This is a genomic window from Marinobacterium rhizophilum DSM 18822, from assembly GCF_000378045.1.
Taxonomy (GTDB): domain Bacteria; phylum Pseudomonadota; class Gammaproteobacteria; order Pseudomonadales; family Balneatricaceae; genus Marinobacterium_A; species Marinobacterium_A rhizophilum.
This window is the reverse complement of record NZ_KB899105.1, coordinates 23,873-39,833: the sequence shown is the minus strand read 5'-3', so window position 1 is coordinate 39,833 and position 15,961 is coordinate 23,873. Positions and strand designations below refer to the sequence as shown.

The window sequence follows — 15,961 nt, the reverse complement described above, 5'->3', positions numbered from 1 at the left end:
GATGTTCGAAAAAAGCTCCGCCTGTGCGGGGCTTTTTTCGTATAGGGCTGTGTTTACTGTTTTTGCATGTGCAAAACGGCAGTTGCGTTACTCGCGGCGCCCGTGAGCGCTGTGGCTGCTGGTCTGCTCGTCAGGACTGGATGCGGCCTGCGGTGGTGAGTGGGTGGTGTGGGTGATGTTATTCGGGAAGCGGGATCGCGCTATAGTCAGTGCAGGATCCTGACCCGTCGGGGAGGTTGTGATGAAGTTTGTCGATGAAGCGTTGATCTCGGTGGAAGCCGGAAAGGGTGGTAACGGCTGCATGAGTTTTCGGCGCGAGAAATACGTCGCCAAAGGTGGCCCCGACGGAGGTGACGGCGGTGATGGAGGCTCGGTTTTCGTCGAGGCGGATGGCGGTCTGAATACGCTGATCGATTATCGTTTTACGCGCCACTACAAGGCGCAGAACGGCCAGAATGGCATGACCCGTCAGTGTACCGGCGCCAAGGGTGAAGACCTGGTGCTGAAACTGCCGGTGGGTACCACGGTGGTCGATCAGGATACCGGCGAAGTGCTGGCGGATCTGACCGTTGAGGGTCAGGTGGAAAAAGTGGCGCAGGCGGGCTTTCATGGCCTGGGCAATATTCGCTACAAGAGTTCCATTAACCGCGCGCCGCGCCAGACCAGTAACGGATCGCCCGGTGAGGCGCGTAACCTTAAGCTGGAGCTCAAGGTGTTGGCGGATGTGGGTCTGCTGGGGTTGCCAAATGCGGGCAAGTCGACCTTTATTCGTTCCGTGTCTGCGGCCAAGCCGAAAGTGGCAAACTATCCGTTTACCACGCTGGTGCCGAATCTGGGTGTGGTGCGTACGGAGAGTCATCGCAGTTTCGTGATTGCCGATATACCGGGCATCATCGAAGGCGCTTCGGAAGGTACCGGGTTGGGTATTCGCTTTCTGCGTCACCTTGCGCGTAACCGCCTGTTGCTGCACCTGGTGGACATGGCGCCCTGGGATGAGCAGACCGCGCCGCAGTCTGCCTGTGTGGCGGTGACTGAGCTGAAAAAGTTCAGTCCTACGCTGGAGGCTCAGCCGCGCTGGCTGGTGCTGAACAAGCTTGATCTGGTGCCCGAAGAGGAGCAGGAAGAGCGCTGTCAGGCTGTGATTGATGCGCTGGACTGGAAGGGACCTGTATATCGCATCTCTGCCCTGAACAAGGAAGGTGTGCAGGTGCTGGTCAGGGATATCCAGACGTTTCTCGATCAGCGGGTGCTGGAGATTCAGGAAAATCCGGAACTGCTCGATGTTGAGCGCGATACGCGTCTGCAGATTGATGCCGAAGCGCGTGAGTGCGTCGAAACCATGCGCGCGGCAATCCGTGCGCGGCGTACGGGTGATGACGATGACTGGGATGATTTCGACGATGACGAGTTCGACGTTGATGTCGAATGGGCTCGCTAGGTAGAGGATTCACGGGTGTCCACGGGTAGGAACAGGCTGAAAAAAGCGCGGCGCTGGGTCGTTAAGATCGGCAGTGCCTTGCTGACCAATGATGGCCGGGGGCTTGATCAGGAGGCGATTTCTCGCTGGGTTGATCAGCTTGCCGCGCTGCGTGCCGAAGGAATGGAAGTGCTGCTGGTCTCTTCGGGCGCCGTTGCCGAGGGTGTGACGCGGCTGGGTTGGTCGAAGCGTCCGCATGAGATGTACCGTCTGCAGGCCGCTGCGGCTGTCGGGCAGATGGGGCTGGTGCAGGCCTACGAGGCTAATTTTCAGCGCCATGGTACCCACACGGCGCAGATCCTGCTGACACATGAGGATTTGTCCAACCGCAAGCGCTATCTCAATGCGCGGGCAGCTCTGGGTGAGTTGATTCGCCTGGGTGTGGTGCCGGTAGTGAACGAGAATGACACGGTCGTCACCGACGAGATCCGCTTTGGCGATAACGATACCCTGGGGGCCTTGGTGGCCAACCTGGTTGAGGCGGATGGTCTGATTCTGCTGACCGACCAGTTGGGGTTGTTTGAGTCGGATCCGCGTTCCAATCCGGATGCCGCCTTCGTTTCTGAGGCGCGTGCTGAGGATGATGCGCTGATCGCAATGGCCGGTGGTGGTGGCAAGCTGGGTCGTGGTGGCATGGCGACCAAGGTCCGTGCCGCGAGGCTGGCTGCGCGCAGTGGTGCGGTGACGGTGATTGCCAGTGGTCGAGAGGCGGACGTGCTGCTCCGGCTCAAGGCGGGTGAGGCTGTGGGGACGCTGCTGGTGCCGGAGCGCAGTCCTGAGGCTGCACGCAAGCAATGGATTGCCGGTCATCTGCAGGCGCGCGGTATTCTGGTGCTGGATGCCGGTGCTGTGGCTGCATTGCGCGAGCGTGGCAAGAGCCTTTTGCCGGCGGGGGTGAGAGACCTGTCGGGAGAGTTTTCACGCGGTGAAATGGTGGTGCTGCAGGACGAGCAGGGGCGTATTGTCGGTCGAGGTCTTGCGAATTACGGTGCCAAGGATGCGCGCAAGCTGATTGGCAAGCCGAGCTCAATGATCGAGTCGTTGCTGGGCTATATGGGTGAAGTTGAGTTGGTGCATCGCGATAACCTGGCGCTGGCCTGATCGGGCTGGCGGGCCGGGTTGTGGATGGCTAGATCGTCTAGATCATTAGACATAAAAAAACCGGCTTGGGCCGGTTTTTTTTATGGCAGGGCTTTGTGGGCCCTGCGTCATCGTGCAGCTGGGGGTTAAGCCAGTGCCTTGATGCGTGCGTTCAGGCGGCTCTTGGTGCGAGCGATCTGGTTCTTGTTGAACAGACCCTTGTTTACAGAGCCGTCCATGATCGGCTGGGCGGTTTTGAACGCGCCTTCAGCAGCGGCTTTGTCGCCACTATCGATCGCTTTTACGACTTTCTTGATGTAAGTACGCACCATGGAGCGCAGGCTAGCGTTATGCTGGCGACGCTTCTCCGACTGGCGAGCGCGTTTACGAGATCCTGCGGAATTTGCCACAGTCCGGCTCCTTCAAAGTTATTTGGAAAATCATCGGCAGTAAACGCCGAAAATTAAGACGCGAGATTATTCCTGTTTGACGAGAGACTGTCAATAAAGTAGCGGAATTATTATCTGCGACGCAGTAAGATGCAGCGCATTGTACAGCGCCTTGCGGCTTGGGGATAGGGATCGTGGCAGACGAGGGTAGAGAAATCAGGAAGAGCGCTGGCCTGTTGCGTTCCAGTGGTTTGGTTGGGTTGATGACGTTGCTCTCGCGCATTCTGGGTCTGGTGCGGGATGTCGTGGTGGCGAGCCATTTTGGGGCCTCTGGCAGCGCGGATGCCTTTTTCGTTGCGTTCAAGATTCCCAACTTTCTGCGCCGGCTGTTTGCCGAAGGCGCCTTTTCGCAGGCCTTTGTGCCGGTACTGTCCGAGTACCGTGCGCAGCGCACGCTGTTCGACGTGCAGGTGCTGGTGGCGCGGGTGGCCGGCAGCCTGGGCTCGGTGCTGATTTGCATCACGGTGCTGTCGGTGGTGGCGGCGCCTGTGCTGACGGCGATTTTTGCGCCGGGTTTCTATATGCATGACAGCGAGCGCTATGAGCTCGCCTCCGAGATGTTGCGCATTACGTTCCCGTACCTGGGGCTGATCTCCATGACAGCCTTTGCCGGTGCTATTCTCAATAGTTACGAGCGCTTTGCGGTGCCGGCCTTTACACCGGTGTTGCTCAACCTGTGCCTGATTGGCGCAACGCTGCTGTTCAGCGAATGGTTTGAGCGGCCTATTTTTGCGCTGGCGTGGGGCGTGTTGGTGGCGGGTTTTGTGCAGCTGGCATTTCAGCTGCCCTTCTTGTGGCGCATCCGCTTGTTGCCGGGGCCCGTGATTGACTTCAGTCATCCGGGGGTCAAACAGGTCATGCGGCTGATGCTGCCGGCGCTGTTTGGTGTCTCGGTGGCACAGGTCAATTTGTTGCTGGATACGGTGCTGGCGTCTTTTCTGCAAGCCGGTAGCGTATCCTGGCTTTACTATTCGGATCGCCTCTCCGAGTTGCCGCTGGGCGTGTTCGGTATCGCGATTGCGACGGTGATCCTGCCAGCGTTGTCCCGCAAGCATGCGCAGCAGTCACTGGATCAGTTCGCCCACACGCTGGACTGGGCTTTGCGCATGGTGTTGCTGATTGGCCTGCCGGCGGCGCTGGCGCTGGTCTTGCTGGCGAAGCCCCTGCTGATCACCCTGTTCCACTATGGCGCTCTGACCGAACGTGATGTGGACATGGCTGCAGGCAGCCTGCGGGCGTATGGCTGCGGCGTGCTGGCCTTTATGCTGGTCAAGGTGTTGGCGCCGGGGTTCTTTGCTCGACAGGATACGCGTACGCCGGTACGTATTGCCGTGATTGCGATGGTGGTCAACATGGTGCTGAACCTTATATTGATCTGGCCGCTGGCCCATGTCGGCTTGGCCCTGGCCACGAGCCTGTCGGCATTCCTCAACGCTGGGCTCCTGCTGCGCGGCCTGCTGCGCGAGGGCGTGTTTCGCTGGCAGCCGGGCTGGGCTGTCTGGCTGTTGCGCCTGGGGAGTGCGAATGTAGCGATGGTTGCTGTGCTGGTTTACCTCAGCCCCGCGGTGGTGCAGTGGTTTGACTGGGGGCTGATGGACCGGGTCTGGCAGATGACCGTGCTGGTGCTGCTGGGGGCGGGCGTCTATGCTGCTGTCTTGCTGCTCACGGGCTTGCGTCTGCGCCATCTGCGGGCCTGATTGTCGCGGCCCGGCGGCAGTGCTGACGCTGCTGCCGCGGCGGTATCTTGTTCATGTTATGGCTTCTTGTGGCGCTGCGGTACTCGTTGCGTTGCATCTGCGTTATAATTCTGCGGTTTATTTTCAGGCTTTGGCTAGCGTTTGATGGAATTGATCCGGGGATTACACAATCTGCGCGACAAGCATCGGGTGTGCGTAGCGACCATCGGCAATTTCGATGGCGTGCACCTCGGGCATGTCAAGGTGCTGGAGCAGGTCAAGGCCAAGGGGCGAGAGCTTGGCTTGCCCACAGTGGCGATTATCTTTGAGCCGCAGCCGCGCGAATTTTTCGCAGGCAAGGATGCGCCACCGCGTCTGACCCGGTTTGATGAAAAAGTACGCCTGCTGCGTGAACAGGGGCTCGATCGGGTGCTGTGCCTGACCTTTAATGACCGCCTGCGCAACATGTCGGCGGCCGGCTTCATCGAAGCGCTGCTGCTCGAAGGGCTTGCGGTACGGCATTTTGTGGTGGGCGATGATTTTCGCTTTGGCTGCGACCGGGCCGGTGACTACGCCATGTTGTGCCAGGTGGGCGCGACCCATGGCTTCTCGGTGGAGAGTACGTCAACCTGTCTGGTGGATGGCGAGCGAGTCAGCAGTACCCGTGTACGTCAGGCGTTAACGGTGAATGACCTGGACCTGGCAGAACGGCTGCTGGGACGGCGCTATCGCATCAGCGGGCGCGTTATGCTGGGGCAGCAGCTCGGACGTACGCTGGGTGTACCGACGGCGAATGTGCGTATGCATCGCTTTGCCGCGCCGTTACGGGGCGTCTATGCGGTCCGGGCACAGCTGGACGATGGTCGAGTGATTCCGGGTGTGGCCAATATCGGTATGCGTCCGACCGTTAACGGTACCCAGCCGGTACTGGAAGCGCACCTGTTTGATTTTAAAGGCGATCTTTATGGTCAGCTGCTGAGCGTCGAGTTTGCTGCCTTCATTCGCGAAGAGCGCAAGTTCGATGGCCTTGAACAGCTGAAACAGCAGATTTTCAACGATATTGATGTGGCCCGGGCGCTATTGGCCTGTTAAGACCCATAACCTCAAAGCGACACGACATGACCGACTATAAAGCGACATTGAACCTGCCGGATTCGGCTTTCCCAATGCGTGGCAACCTGCCGCAGCGTGAACCGGCGCGCCTGGCGCGCTGGGCCGAGATCGATCTGTACGCCAAACTGCGCGAAGCGGGCAAGGGGCGCGAGCAGTTCATCCTGCATGATGGCCCGCCCTACGCCAATGGCAATATTCACATCGGTCATGCGGTCAACAAGGTGATCAAGGACATGATCGTCAAGTCCAAGACACTGTCGGGCTTTGATGCGCCCTACGTGCCGGGCTGGGACTGCCATGGTCTACCGATCGAGCACAAGGTCGAAACCCTGATCGGTCGCGCCGGTGACAAGGTGCCTTATAGCGAGTTTCGCCAGAAATGCCGCGACTATGCCGCCGAGCAGGTGGCCGGTCAGAAAGCCGACTTTATCCGCCTGGGTGTGGTGGGGGACTGGGAAAATCCCTACCTGACGATGAACTTCGACACCGAAGCCAATATCGTGCGGGCGCTGGGCAAGATTATCGAGAATGGTCATCTGGTCAAGGGTTACAAGCCGGTGTACTGGAGTGTGGTCGGTCAGTCGGCCCTGGCCGAGGCCGAGGTGGAATACCAGAACAAGACCTCCACTGCAGTCGATATTCGTTTCACCTTTGCCGATCAGGACAAGGTGCTGGCGCTGTTTGATACCACGGATGGTGAGGGGCCTGTGTCCGTGGTTATCTGGACCACAACCCCCTGGACCATACCCGCCAACCAGGCGGTCTCGCTGAATGGCAGCCTCGACTATGCGCTGGTCGAAGTGCATGCCGAACAGGGTGTAGAGCGTCTGGTGCTGGCCGCCGATATGGTTGAAGACATCATGGCGCGCTGGGGGGTACAGCAGTACCAGGCTCTGGCGACCTGCAACGGCAGTGCGCTGGAGCTACTGCAGCTGCAGCACCCGTTCTACGACAAGCAGGTACCGGTGATCCTGGGTGATCACGTCACCACCGATGCCGGTACCGGTGCCGTGCACACGGCGCCTGATCACGGTATGGAAGACTTTGTGGTCGGTCAGCAGTACGGCCTGGGCACGCTGAACCTGGTGCAGGCTAACGGCACTTACATCGATGCGGCGGGCGAGTTTGCCGGCGTGCATGTCTATAAGGCCGATGGCCCGGTCGTGGAGGCGCTGGAGCGCGAAGGTAAACTCGTACACCTGAAGCGCTTTGAGCACAGCTACCCGCACTGCTGGCGTACCAAGACGCCGCTGATCTACCGCGCCACGCCGCAGTGGTTTATTTCCATGGAAGAGAAGGGTCTCAAGACCCAGGCACTCGAGGCCATCAAGGGCGTCAGCTGGTTCCCCGAGTGGGGTCAGAACCGCATCGAGGCCATGGTCGAGCAGAGCCCGGACTGGTGTGTGTCACGCCAGCGCACCTGGGGCGTACCGATCACGGTGTTTACCCACAAGCAGACCGGCGAGCTGCACCCCAATACAGCCGAGCTGATCGAGCAGGTTGCCAAGGCGATTGAGCAGGGCGGCATTGATGCCTGGTTCGAGCTGGATGCCGCCAGCCTGCTGGGCGCTGATGCAGAGCAGTACGACAAGGTTACCGATACGCTGGATGTCTGGTTCGATTCCGGCGTAACGCACCATGCGGTGCTGCGTGAGCGTGCTGAGCTGCGCTTTCCGGCCGACCTGTACCTCGAAGGCTCTGACCAGCACCGGGGCTGGTTCCAGTCGTCCCTCAAGACCTCGATCGCCATCAATGGCTGCGCCCCCTACAAGCAGGTGCTGACCCACGGCTTCACGGTGGACGAGAAGGGTTACAAGATGTCCAAGTCCCTCGGTAACGTGATTGCCCCGCAGGAGGTCACTGACACCCTGGGGGCCGACATTCTGCGCCTGTGGGTGTCTGCGACGGATTACTCCGGCGAAATGGCTGTGTCCAAGCAGATTCTGCAACGTACGGCCGATGCCTATCGCCGCATTCGCAATACTGCACGCTTCCTGCTGGCCAACCTGAACGGCTTTGAGCCGGCCCGTGACAGCGTGGCACCGGAGGACATGCTGGCGCTGGACCGCTGGGCGGTGGATGCCGCTTACCGCCTGCAGCAGAAGATCACCGCTGCCTACGAAAGCTACCGTTTCCTGGATGTGTATCAGCAGGTGCATCACTTCTGTGCGCAGGAGCTAGGCGGTTTTTACCTCGATATCATCAAGGACCGTCAGTACACCACCCAGGCTGATAGCCTGGCACGCCGCTCCTGCCAGACGGCGCTTTACCATATCGCTGAAGCACTGACCCGCTGGATCGCGCCGATCCTGAGCTTTACCGCTGAAGAAATTCACGAAGTACTGCCGGGCGAGCGCGAGGAGAGTGTCTTCCTGACGACCTGGTACCAGGGGTTGTTTACCCTGCCAGCCGATGATGCCTTCGGGGCGGATTTCTGGCGTCGAGTGCTGGGCGTCAAGAATGCCGTCAACAAGTGCCTGGAAGACGCCCGCAACGAGAAGCTGGTGAAAGGCTCGCTGGCGGCGGAAGTCACGCTCTATGTCGATGAGAGCCTGCAAGCGGATCTGGCGCGCCTGGGCGACGAGCTGCGTTTTGTCCTGTTGACCTCCAAGGCGGCGCTGGCGCCACTGGCGGAGGGCGCGGACGCCCGCGTTACCGAGGTCCAGGGACTGAAAGTGGCGGTTGGCGCTTCGGCCCATGCCAAGTGCGGTCGCTGCTGGCACCACCGTGAAGACGTCGGTCATCACGCGGCGCATCCGGAGCTGTGTGAGCGCTGTGTCGATAACGTCGACGGCCCCGGCGAAACGCGTCACTACGCCTGATGACCATGCAACGCAGTCGCGAACGCATCGAAGAGCCGGCGCTGCCGGGCTCTTCACTGGTCTGGCTCTGGTTGTCGGTGCTCGTTGTCGTGCTGGACCAGGGCAGCAAATGGCTGGCCGAGACCATGCTGGAGTATGGCGTCCCCAATCCGTTGCTGCCGGTGTTTGACCTGACGCTGCTGTACAACCGGGGCGCTGCCTTCAGCTTTCTGGCGGATGCCGGCGGCTGGCAGCGCTGGTTTTTTGCCCTGGTCGCACTGGTGGTCAGCGTGGCGCTGGTGATCTGGATGAAGCGCACGTCCCGTGTGCACTGGTGGCTTGGCATGGGCCTGGCGCTGCTGCTCGGCGGCGCACTGGGCAATCTGTATGACCGGGTGGTACTGGGGCACGTTGTGGACTTCATATCACTGCATTACGGTGGCTACTATTTTCCGGCTTTCAACCTGGCCGACAGCGCCATCACCCTGGGTGCCGTGCTGCTGGTGGTCGATACGCTGTTTTTCGAGAAGCGCCGGCACCTAAGGAGCCTATGAATAAGTCCCAATGAGGCTCTGGCTTTCAGCGCGATCCGGAATCGCGGCGCAGTTTCGAAGGCATGCCAGGGCCTGTCGAGAAGTTGCAACAAAGAGTCCGGTTCGCGCTGCAAGCCCCAAAGGGCGGGCCCTGAAGCATACATCTGCTGCGTTGCGGCGCTTGGAAAGGGCTACGGTCATTCCCTTCGCACCACGCCTTGCAGCTGCACGCTTCAGGACCCGCAGAGGACTACTGGGACTTGCTCATAGGCTCCATAACTGAACGAGTTGAGAAAAATCCATGAGTGATCAGATTATCGGGCCCGGCAAAACCGTGACCCTGCATTTTGCCATCAAGCTGGAAGATGGCCAGCTGGTGGATTCCAATTTTGAGAGCAAGCCTGCCACCTTTACGGTGGGCGATGGCAACCTGCTGCCGGGCTTTGAAGAGCCTCTGATGGGGCTGGCTGCAGGCGCCGAGTCCACCTTCACCATCGTGCCGGAAAAAGGCTTCGGCATGCCGAGCCCAGCCAACATCCAGCGCCTGCCGCGGGCACAGTTCAAGGATATGGAGCTGGAACCGGGGCTGGTGGTCAGCTTTCAGGAACCCGGCGGTGAACTGCCCGGTGTGGTCAAGTCCTTTGATGACCAGGTGGTGCACATCGACTTCAACCACCCGCTGGCGGGCAAGACGCTACTGTTTGATGTGAAAGTTTTGCGGGTCGAATGATGTGAATATGAAAAACGCTGCCGATGCAGCGTTTTTTGTTTTTACCTTTAGTATTCTACTATGTAGTGTCATTCGTACTTAAGAAGAGGCCATAATCTGGTGGGCCAAGTGTGTTTCAATGCTATATTTTAGTGCAACGTTCACACGGAGAGGGAAGCAGTGAAGGATCGTGCGCAGGGAGGGTTTACCCTCATCGAACTGATGATAGTTGTTGTCGTTGTCGCTATCTTGACGACTTTAGCCTATCCGTCGTACATGGACTATGTTCGCAAAAGCCGCAGGTCCGATGCTATGAACGCACTTGCCAGCGTGCGGATTGAGCAAGAGAAGTGGCGGGCCAATAACGTCTCATTCACTACAAATTTGTCTAGTCTGGGGTTGCTCAGCGTGTCGACAGAAGGCTATTACACAATTGCAATTCCGGCAGCGACGGCTTCTTCTTTTGCCGCAACAGCCACCCCGCAGGGAGCTCAGGTAGGTGATAATTGTGGTACCTTTGCGGCCGATCGGAATGGACCTGATTACACAGGTACAAATGCCGATGCGGATTGCTGGGAACGCTGATGATGGCCAAGGTTGCTACCAATCATGTGGTTATGAAGCTTGCAAAGGGCTTTACTTTGATCGAGCTGCTTATAACCGTGCTGGTTTTCGGCGTCTTGGCAGCTTTGGCTGCGCCTTATATGGGGGACTATGTCGAACGGCAAAGGTTGATCGGCGCAACTCAAGCTATTGCTGAGCAGGCACAACTGGCGCGTACCATGGCAATTGCCAATAACAAGGGTATTTATGTGAAATATGGCTCCACTGCAACATCTGCATGGTGTGCTGCGATATCGGATACAGCAGGGTGCAACTGTAAGGTGACGAGTTCTTGCCAGGTGAACGGGATGGCCACTAAGGTCAGTAATGGTGCTGATTTTAAAGGTATTATTGTAACAAATAAGGCTTCATCCGCAGCAACATCTTTTGAACGCGAGTTCAGAATGCCGGGAAACTCAGCGGATGCTGGTACCTTACAGGTTGCGTCTGCCCGTTTGGGCATAGCTGAGGTAGTTATTAGTACGATAGGGCGTGTTCGAATCTGTTCAGATGTTCTAAGTAACTATCCGGACTGCTGACATGAATACAAGGACAGAAAAATTATCCAAACTGCGTCAGCGAAATTGTCAGCTGGGCGTTACACTTGTGGAACTTATGATAGGGCTGGTCGTAGGATTGATTGTCCTTTCTGGTGTGCTGTATACCTTCTTACTGACGTATTCAAGCAGTAAGGATGTGCTCAACAGTACTCGGCTGAATGTAGAAACATCTGCTCTTCTTGATCTTATGACAGGAGAGCTCCGTCGTAGTGGCCACTGGTATGTATCGGTCGCGTCTTCCGCTACTTCTCCTTATGATTCAAATCCATATCTGGATGGCTCGGAAATTGATATTGCCATTATTGGAACAGACTGTGTGCTTTATCGTTATGATGTGGATGGTGACGCAGATTATAGTGAAACGAGTGAGTTTTTGGGTTTCAAGCGAGAAGTAGTGGATGGCGTCGGGGTTATAAAATTCCGTAAATCTGGAGGGTCTTTTTCTATGTCAGACTGTGCAGCGACAGGAGATGACTGGGAAACTGTTTCAGATGAGGAATTCATGGATGTGACAGGCTTTTCCATCACTGATCAGACAACCTGCCTATTGGGACCGGCGGTTTCATCTACAGCCGTGTGTGGTGTAACCAGTGATGACTATGCGCAGATTCGCGATCTGATGATTTCCGTAACGGCTGAAGTGATTCGCGATCCAGACTGGAAAACGACATTGAATGACTCGGTTCGTATACGAAACAATATCGTTAAAGACTTCTAGTGGGTCTTTATGATGAGGCGACGAAATGGAAACCTTTAATCGAAAGCACTTACAACGCGGTGTAGCGACACTCATCGTTACACTCGTATTGCTGGTTGCGGTTTTGGGCATGTCGTTTTTTATGGCTAATGCCGTCGTTACGGAAAAACAGATTGTAGCCGGTGAGCTGCGTGCCAAACAGGCGCTAATGGCTGGCCAGTCGGGTATAGACTATGGGATCGCCTATATAAGAGTCGATCCTGATCAAAACGGTGACCTGGCGGCAGATCAATGGCTTGCGAGTACGGCTGTAGCAGTTGGTGAGGCCAGTTTTCTCGCTTCTATGGCGGATGGGTCCTTGGCCGGAACGATGGGGCTTTTACTGGTAGAAGGGCAGGGTTTCAGTGACGACAGTGCAGTACAGCGCACTGTAACCCAGGCTTTTGGTACTATCCCTCTGCTTCCGAATCCCCCCGACATGCCCCTTGTTGCTCGTGGTTCCGTGGACCTGACCGGTAATATCGATGTTACAAATAATGCTGAGAATATAACCATTTGGACCGGGGCGAAGACAACGTCGTGGGGGGACGCTAACACCTATATTACAATCGATGGCAATCCCGATCAGCTCAGTACATCAAAAAACACCAAAGGGCCTGATGTGATTGATGGCGATGAAAACCTGGCGGGACTCTCTCCCGATAGCCTTTTGGAAAACTTTTTGGGGCGAGATTGGGATGCTCTGGCTGCCAGTGCTACGATGACCGAGATTCCTGATCCAATATCCGAAGCTGGTGGGAATCTTATTTATATTGATGGCGATGTCGCTATTAATGGCGGAGACTGGGGGAGTGAAGGTAATCCGGTCATTCTTGTGGTTAAAGGCGAGCTTGAAATAGGTGGCAATGTAAATTTTTATGGATTAATTGTAACTGAGGATTTAACTAAAGGTGTCGGTACACCTGTGATTAATGGTGGCATTATCGCTACCGGTAATATGGACTTTGGCGCGGGTAACTTTTCAGTTATTTTCAACACGGGTGTTTTTGTCTCGCTTGGTGAGATGAAGGAGATAGCTGCAGTTAACAGCAGCTGGAAGGACTGGGGTAACTGATATGGGAAACATGACCGTTGCACGATATCAGCAGAAAGGTTTCACATTAATAGAAGCCTTGATTGCATTTCTTATACTGGCCATAGGTATGGTTGGCGCGGCCTTTTTTCATAGCGTGTTGCTCAAGGAAAGTGGCAGTTCAAAGGCAAAGTCGTATGCGGTAAAACTTGCCGAGCAGCGAATTGAAGATCTTAGAAATTATACGAGTGACACACAGTTTGACACCTTGATTCGTAGTATGGTCGGTGCGGGTCCCGTGTCAGCGGCAACTGTTTCAGGGCCAGCAACGCAGTTTACGGTAACACATAGTATTACTGATATGGCCACCTCTCAGGCTTCTGATTTATACCATGCGGATATTGCAGTCAGCTGGAATGACTCAGAGGGTAATGTCGATTCAGTTGGTCTTTCGTCTTATATTGCCTGGTTGAATCCGTTGCTCGGATTGAGAGTCGATGAGGCCGATAGTGGTGGTAGTGGAGTCAATGCATTAAGTTTTCCCGGGGGCAGGGGAAAGGCTGTCGAACGACAGGCTGTCGAAACTACGACAGCCTCTGCTGGTACGGTGTCCATAACCTCCGGCGGTAAGGTAGCGGGAGTTGCAGTCGATGGTAAAATCGTCGAGCTGATCAAGGCTAATGATGGTAGTGATATTTCTCTGGATGAAATCTTTACTATTGCAGGTCGCGTTGCGATAGATCCCGTTGAGGGTTCAGACTTTCCGATAGCCTCCGGTCTGGCGGGCGACAATGTTATTGATATGCTGGCTTCTCAGGGGGCGAACTGTGTGTTTTACGATACGGATACAGCTCCTGCTTCAGGAGCTACTCCTGCTTATGATTATGGTGATTATAAGTGCCTGATGTTGGAGGGTTGGTATGGAACTATCGATGTCATTAAGCGTGAGGTTGATACGAATAAAACATTGGAGGATCAGAATCATTTAGTGTGTCCTACGGGCGGAGAAGGTAGGGATTACAAATATAAGCTTGTCGAAGTTCCTGACGGATTTTCATTCAATGAGGCGAGTTTTGCTGACCTGAATGTTGTGGGGCAGTCCGGGATGGTTCGTTTTGTCTCTTCGGGTGCGACAGGTTCGGAAGTTAACTGGAATGACTATTTCTGGCATAATCCTAATCTGCAGTCTCCGGCTGAACCGTCTTATACTCCGTGGGGGAACATGCAGTCCGGAGACGTTACTTATCAGAGTTTTACCGTAGCTAAAACGGGCGGCGGGGTATCCGATTGTGCGGATCTCGTAACAGTCTATTCTGATAGTAAGGTTGCCGGTTTTCCCGATCCGGTCATTCCGCAGCCTTTGCCGGGCGAGGTTGTCGATGTCCACAATGACCAAGGTACTGTGATTTTAGGTTATGTGGGGCGTACTTTTCAGATATCAGGGTGGTTTGAAATCGAGGCGGGTATGCCGGGAGGGGCGGATGATCCTACAGATTATGTGTTGCTTGGCAGCCCGGTGCCTTCTATTTCGATAACCTGCTCGATTGACAGCTCAGCAAGCCAGGTTACGGCTTCTGGAATAAGGTATCCATACGATTGCGGTATTCCCGTGGTATGGACCGGGGTTATTATCGCTCAGCCTGCTGGTGGTGCTCAAAGTATTTGTGCGGCACCGGATGATTATGGAAGCTACACGAATTACGCGGCTTTCTCTGAAATTGAGAATCTGTCAGGTATCAAAGACAGCCGGAATGCCTCTTTGGATTCTGATCCGCTTGATGATACGGCGTTTTATGCCTTTCAAGATATAAAGTCTAATCTGTCGGATGTGAACTTTTCTTTTACCAAGCCTCCGTGTAACTAAGGGCCGATATAAAGTGTGATTGATAAAGGTCAATAGCTTTTTTGGCATGTGGACAGTTGCTCTAACTTCTAATGCAGCTGTTCCATGTCTGGCTACTGTTTTTTAAATACTTAACCTTTAGTGAAGTCTACAATCTCTGGCATCCTCCTCCCCAACCCTTCACAATACCTCCACAATCAAAGCCGATCGGAAGTAGAGCAATGTCGGACTTTCTAATCTTGGGTGGCGGCGTGATGGGCATGCTCACGGCGCGTGAGCTGGCCCAGGCGGGTGCTTCGGTTACACTGGTGGAACGTGGCGTCTGTGGGCGTGAATCCACCTGGGCCGGTGGGGGCATCGTGTCCCCGCTTTACCCCTGGCGTTACCAGGAGCCGGTGACACAGCTGGCGACCTGGTCGCAGGGCAGTTACGTGCATCTGGCGCAGGATCTGCTGGAGGAAACCGGGATCGATCCGGAGCTGCGCCAGAAAGGCATGTTCATGGTGGCGGTGGACGATGAGGCCGAGGCGCTGGCCTGGGCCAGGCGCTATCAGCGTCCGATGCAGCAGGTGGATGCGGATTTCCTGTATCGGAAGGAGCCGAATCTGCACCCGGGACACGAGCGGGCTCTCTGGATGCCCGAAGTGGCCAGTATTCGTAATCCTCGTCTGGGGCAGTCATTGCGGCGCGCTCTGGAACTCAATCCTCGCGTTACACTGATAGAGCAGGCGGGCAATGCCAGCTTGCTGCTCGAATCCGAACGGGTTTGCGGTGTACGGACCGAGCAAGGCGAGTATCGCGCCGGGCAGACCGTGCTGGCGGCCGGTGCTTGGACGGCAACCCTGCTGGCCCAGCTGGGCATTGAGCTGCCGGTGGAGCCGGTAAAAGGGCAGATGATGCTGTTCAAGGCACCGGTTGGGCTTATTAATCGTGTGGTGCTGCAGGGCGGGCGTTACCTGATTCCGCGTAATGATGGCCGCATTCTGGTGGGCAGTACGCTGGAGCGGGTGGGTTTCGACAAGCAGACCACGGAAGAAGCCAGGGAGTCCCTGTACCGCAGCGCACTGGATATAATGCCGGCACTGAAGGATTATCCGGTTGAGCATCACTGGGCTGGCTTGCGCCCGGGCTCACCTGAGGGGATTCCTTACATTGGCGAGGTACCGGGTGTTCGCGGCTTGCATGTGAATGCCGGGCAGTACCGCAATGGCCTGGTGCTGGCGCCGGCCTCGACCCGCCTGATGGCGGACCTGTTGCTGCAGCGTCGCCCCATTATCGATCCGGCGCCTTACAGCCTGTCGGTTGATCGCTGAGGCTCGAGGCCTGATCCTGAGTTAACATCCTGATA

General features: G+C 56.3%; 14 protein-coding genes. 13 read left to right on the top strand and 1 reads right to left on the bottom strand.

Annotated features, from left to right (window positions below):
• Window positions 1-241 precede the first annotated feature (241 nt).
• Together cgtA and proB are read left to right on the top strand one after the other, a co-directional pair.
• On the top strand, window positions 242-1,438 hold the full coding sequence (gene cgtA / locus F451_RS0117095) for an Obg family GTPase CgtA (RefSeq protein ID WP_020682617.1): 1,197 nt from the start codon (window positions 242-244) through the stop codon (window positions 1,436-1,438).
• 15 nt (window positions 1,439-1,453) lie between these two features.
• Window positions 1,454-2,578: a glutamate 5-kinase gene (gene proB / locus F451_RS0117090; protein WP_020682616.1), complete on the top strand. Its 1,125-nt coding sequence runs from the start codon at window positions 1,454-1,456 to the stop codon at window positions 2,576-2,578.
• A gap of 125 nt (window positions 2,579-2,703) precedes the next feature.
• Here the strand turns inward: proB and rpsT are convergent, their stop codons facing one another.
• Window positions 2,704-2,967 (bottom strand): 30S ribosomal protein S20, encoded by a 264-nt coding sequence (gene rpsT, locus F451_RS0117085; RefSeq protein ID WP_026291846.1) that lies wholly within the window; start codon window positions 2,965-2,967, stop codon window positions 2,704-2,706.
• A gap of 173 nt (window positions 2,968-3,140) precedes the next feature.
• Here rpsT and murJ point away from each other — a divergent pair, with 173 nt between their 5' ends.
• The 11 genes from murJ (at window position 3,141) to thiO (ending at window position 15,926) form a co-directional block, all read left to right on the top strand.
• Window positions 3,141-4,703: a murein biosynthesis integral membrane protein MurJ gene (murJ, locus tag F451_RS0117080; RefSeq protein ID WP_083928469.1), complete on the top strand. Its 1,563-nt coding sequence runs from the start codon at window positions 3,141-3,143 to the stop codon at window positions 4,701-4,703.
• 144 nt (window positions 4,704-4,847) lie between these two features.
• The gene (ribF, locus tag F451_RS0117075) at window positions 4,848-5,774 is read left to right on the top strand and encodes a bifunctional riboflavin kinase/FAD synthetase (protein WP_020682613.1); all 927 of its coding nucleotides are present in this window, start codon (window positions 4,848-4,850) and stop codon (window positions 5,772-5,774) included.
• A gap of 26 nt (window positions 5,775-5,800) precedes the next feature.
• Window positions 5,801-8,617, top strand: a complete 2,817-nt coding sequence (ileS, locus tag F451_RS0117070) for an isoleucine--tRNA ligase (protein WP_020682612.1) — start codon at window positions 5,801-5,803, stop codon at window positions 8,615-8,617.
• The gene (gene lspA / locus F451_RS0117065) at window positions 8,617-9,150 is read left to right on the top strand and encodes a signal peptidase II (RefSeq protein WP_020682611.1); all 534 of its coding nucleotides are present in this window, start codon (window positions 8,617-8,619) and stop codon (window positions 9,148-9,150) included. Before ileS ends, lspA begins: the two co-directional genes overlap by 1 nt.
• A 280-nt stretch (window positions 9,151-9,430) precedes the next feature.
• Window positions 9,431-9,859, top strand: a complete 429-nt coding sequence (locus F451_RS0117060) for an FKBP-type peptidyl-prolyl cis-trans isomerase (protein ID WP_020682610.1) — start codon at window positions 9,431-9,433, stop codon at window positions 9,857-9,859.
• 159 nt (window positions 9,860-10,018) lie between these two features.
• Window positions 10,019-10,423, top strand: coding sequence for a type IV pilin protein (locus tag F451_RS0117055; RefSeq protein WP_020682609.1), 405 nt, complete (start codon window positions 10,019-10,021; stop codon window positions 10,421-10,423).
• A complete protein-coding gene (locus F451_RS26835) occupies window positions 10,423-10,980 on the top strand; it encodes a GspH/FimT family pseudopilin (RefSeq protein WP_020682608.1) in 558 nt (185 codons plus the stop codon). The genes F451_RS0117055 and F451_RS26835 overlap by 1 nt, the downstream gene beginning before the upstream one ends.
• 1 nt (window position 10,981) lies before the next feature.
• Window positions 10,982-11,719 (top strand): PilW family protein, encoded by a 738-nt coding sequence (locus F451_RS27310; RefSeq protein WP_083928468.1) that lies wholly within the window; start codon window positions 10,982-10,984, stop codon window positions 11,717-11,719.
• Window positions 11,720-11,744: 25 nt separating this feature from the next.
• Complete coding sequence (locus F451_RS0117035; protein WP_020682605.1) at window positions 11,745-12,812, top strand: hypothetical protein; 1,068 nt, start codon at window positions 11,745-11,747, stop codon at window positions 12,810-12,812.
• 1 nt (window position 12,813) lies between these two features.
• Complete coding sequence (locus F451_RS0117030) at window positions 12,814-14,634, top strand: type IV pilus modification PilV family protein (RefSeq protein ID WP_020682604.1); 1,821 nt, start codon at window positions 12,814-12,816, stop codon at window positions 14,632-14,634.
• Window positions 14,635-14,834: 200 nt separating this feature from the next.
• Window positions 14,835-15,926: a glycine oxidase ThiO gene (gene thiO, locus F451_RS0117025; RefSeq protein WP_020682603.1), complete on the top strand. Its 1,092-nt coding sequence runs from the start codon at window positions 14,835-14,837 to the stop codon at window positions 15,924-15,926.
• Window positions 15,927-15,961: the final 35 nt, after the last annotated feature.

Coding starts and splice junctions, on each gene's coding strand:
- ribF (WP_020682613.1), top strand. CDS start 4,848: ATGGAATTGATCCGGGGATTACACAATCTGCGCGACAAGCATCGGGTG.
- lspA (WP_020682611.1), top strand. CDS start 8,617: ATGACCATGCAACGCAGTCGCGAACGCATCGAAGAGCCGGCGCTGCCG.
- ileS (WP_020682612.1), top strand. CDS start 5,801: ATGACCGACTATAAAGCGACATTGAACCTGCCGGATTCGGCTTTCCCA.
- F451_RS26835 (WP_020682608.1), top strand. CDS start 10,423: ATGATGGCCAAGGTTGCTACCAATCATGTGGTTATGAAGCTTGCAAAG.
- F451_RS0117060 (WP_020682610.1), top strand. CDS start 9,431: ATGAGTGATCAGATTATCGGGCCCGGCAAAACCGTGACCCTGCATTTT.
- thiO (WP_020682603.1), top strand. CDS start 14,835: ATGTCGGACTTTCTAATCTTGGGTGGCGGCGTGATGGGCATGCTCACG.
- F451_RS27310 (WP_083928468.1), top strand. CDS start 10,982: ATGAATACAAGGACAGAAAAATTATCCAAACTGCGTCAGCGAAATTGT.
- F451_RS0117030 (WP_020682604.1), top strand. CDS start 12,814: ATGGGAAACATGACCGTTGCACGATATCAGCAGAAAGGTTTCACATTA.
- F451_RS0117035 (WP_020682605.1), top strand. CDS start 11,745: ATGGAAACCTTTAATCGAAAGCACTTACAACGCGGTGTAGCGACACTC.
- cgtA (WP_020682617.1), top strand. CDS start 242: ATGAAGTTTGTCGATGAAGCGTTGATCTCGGTGGAAGCCGGAAAGGGT.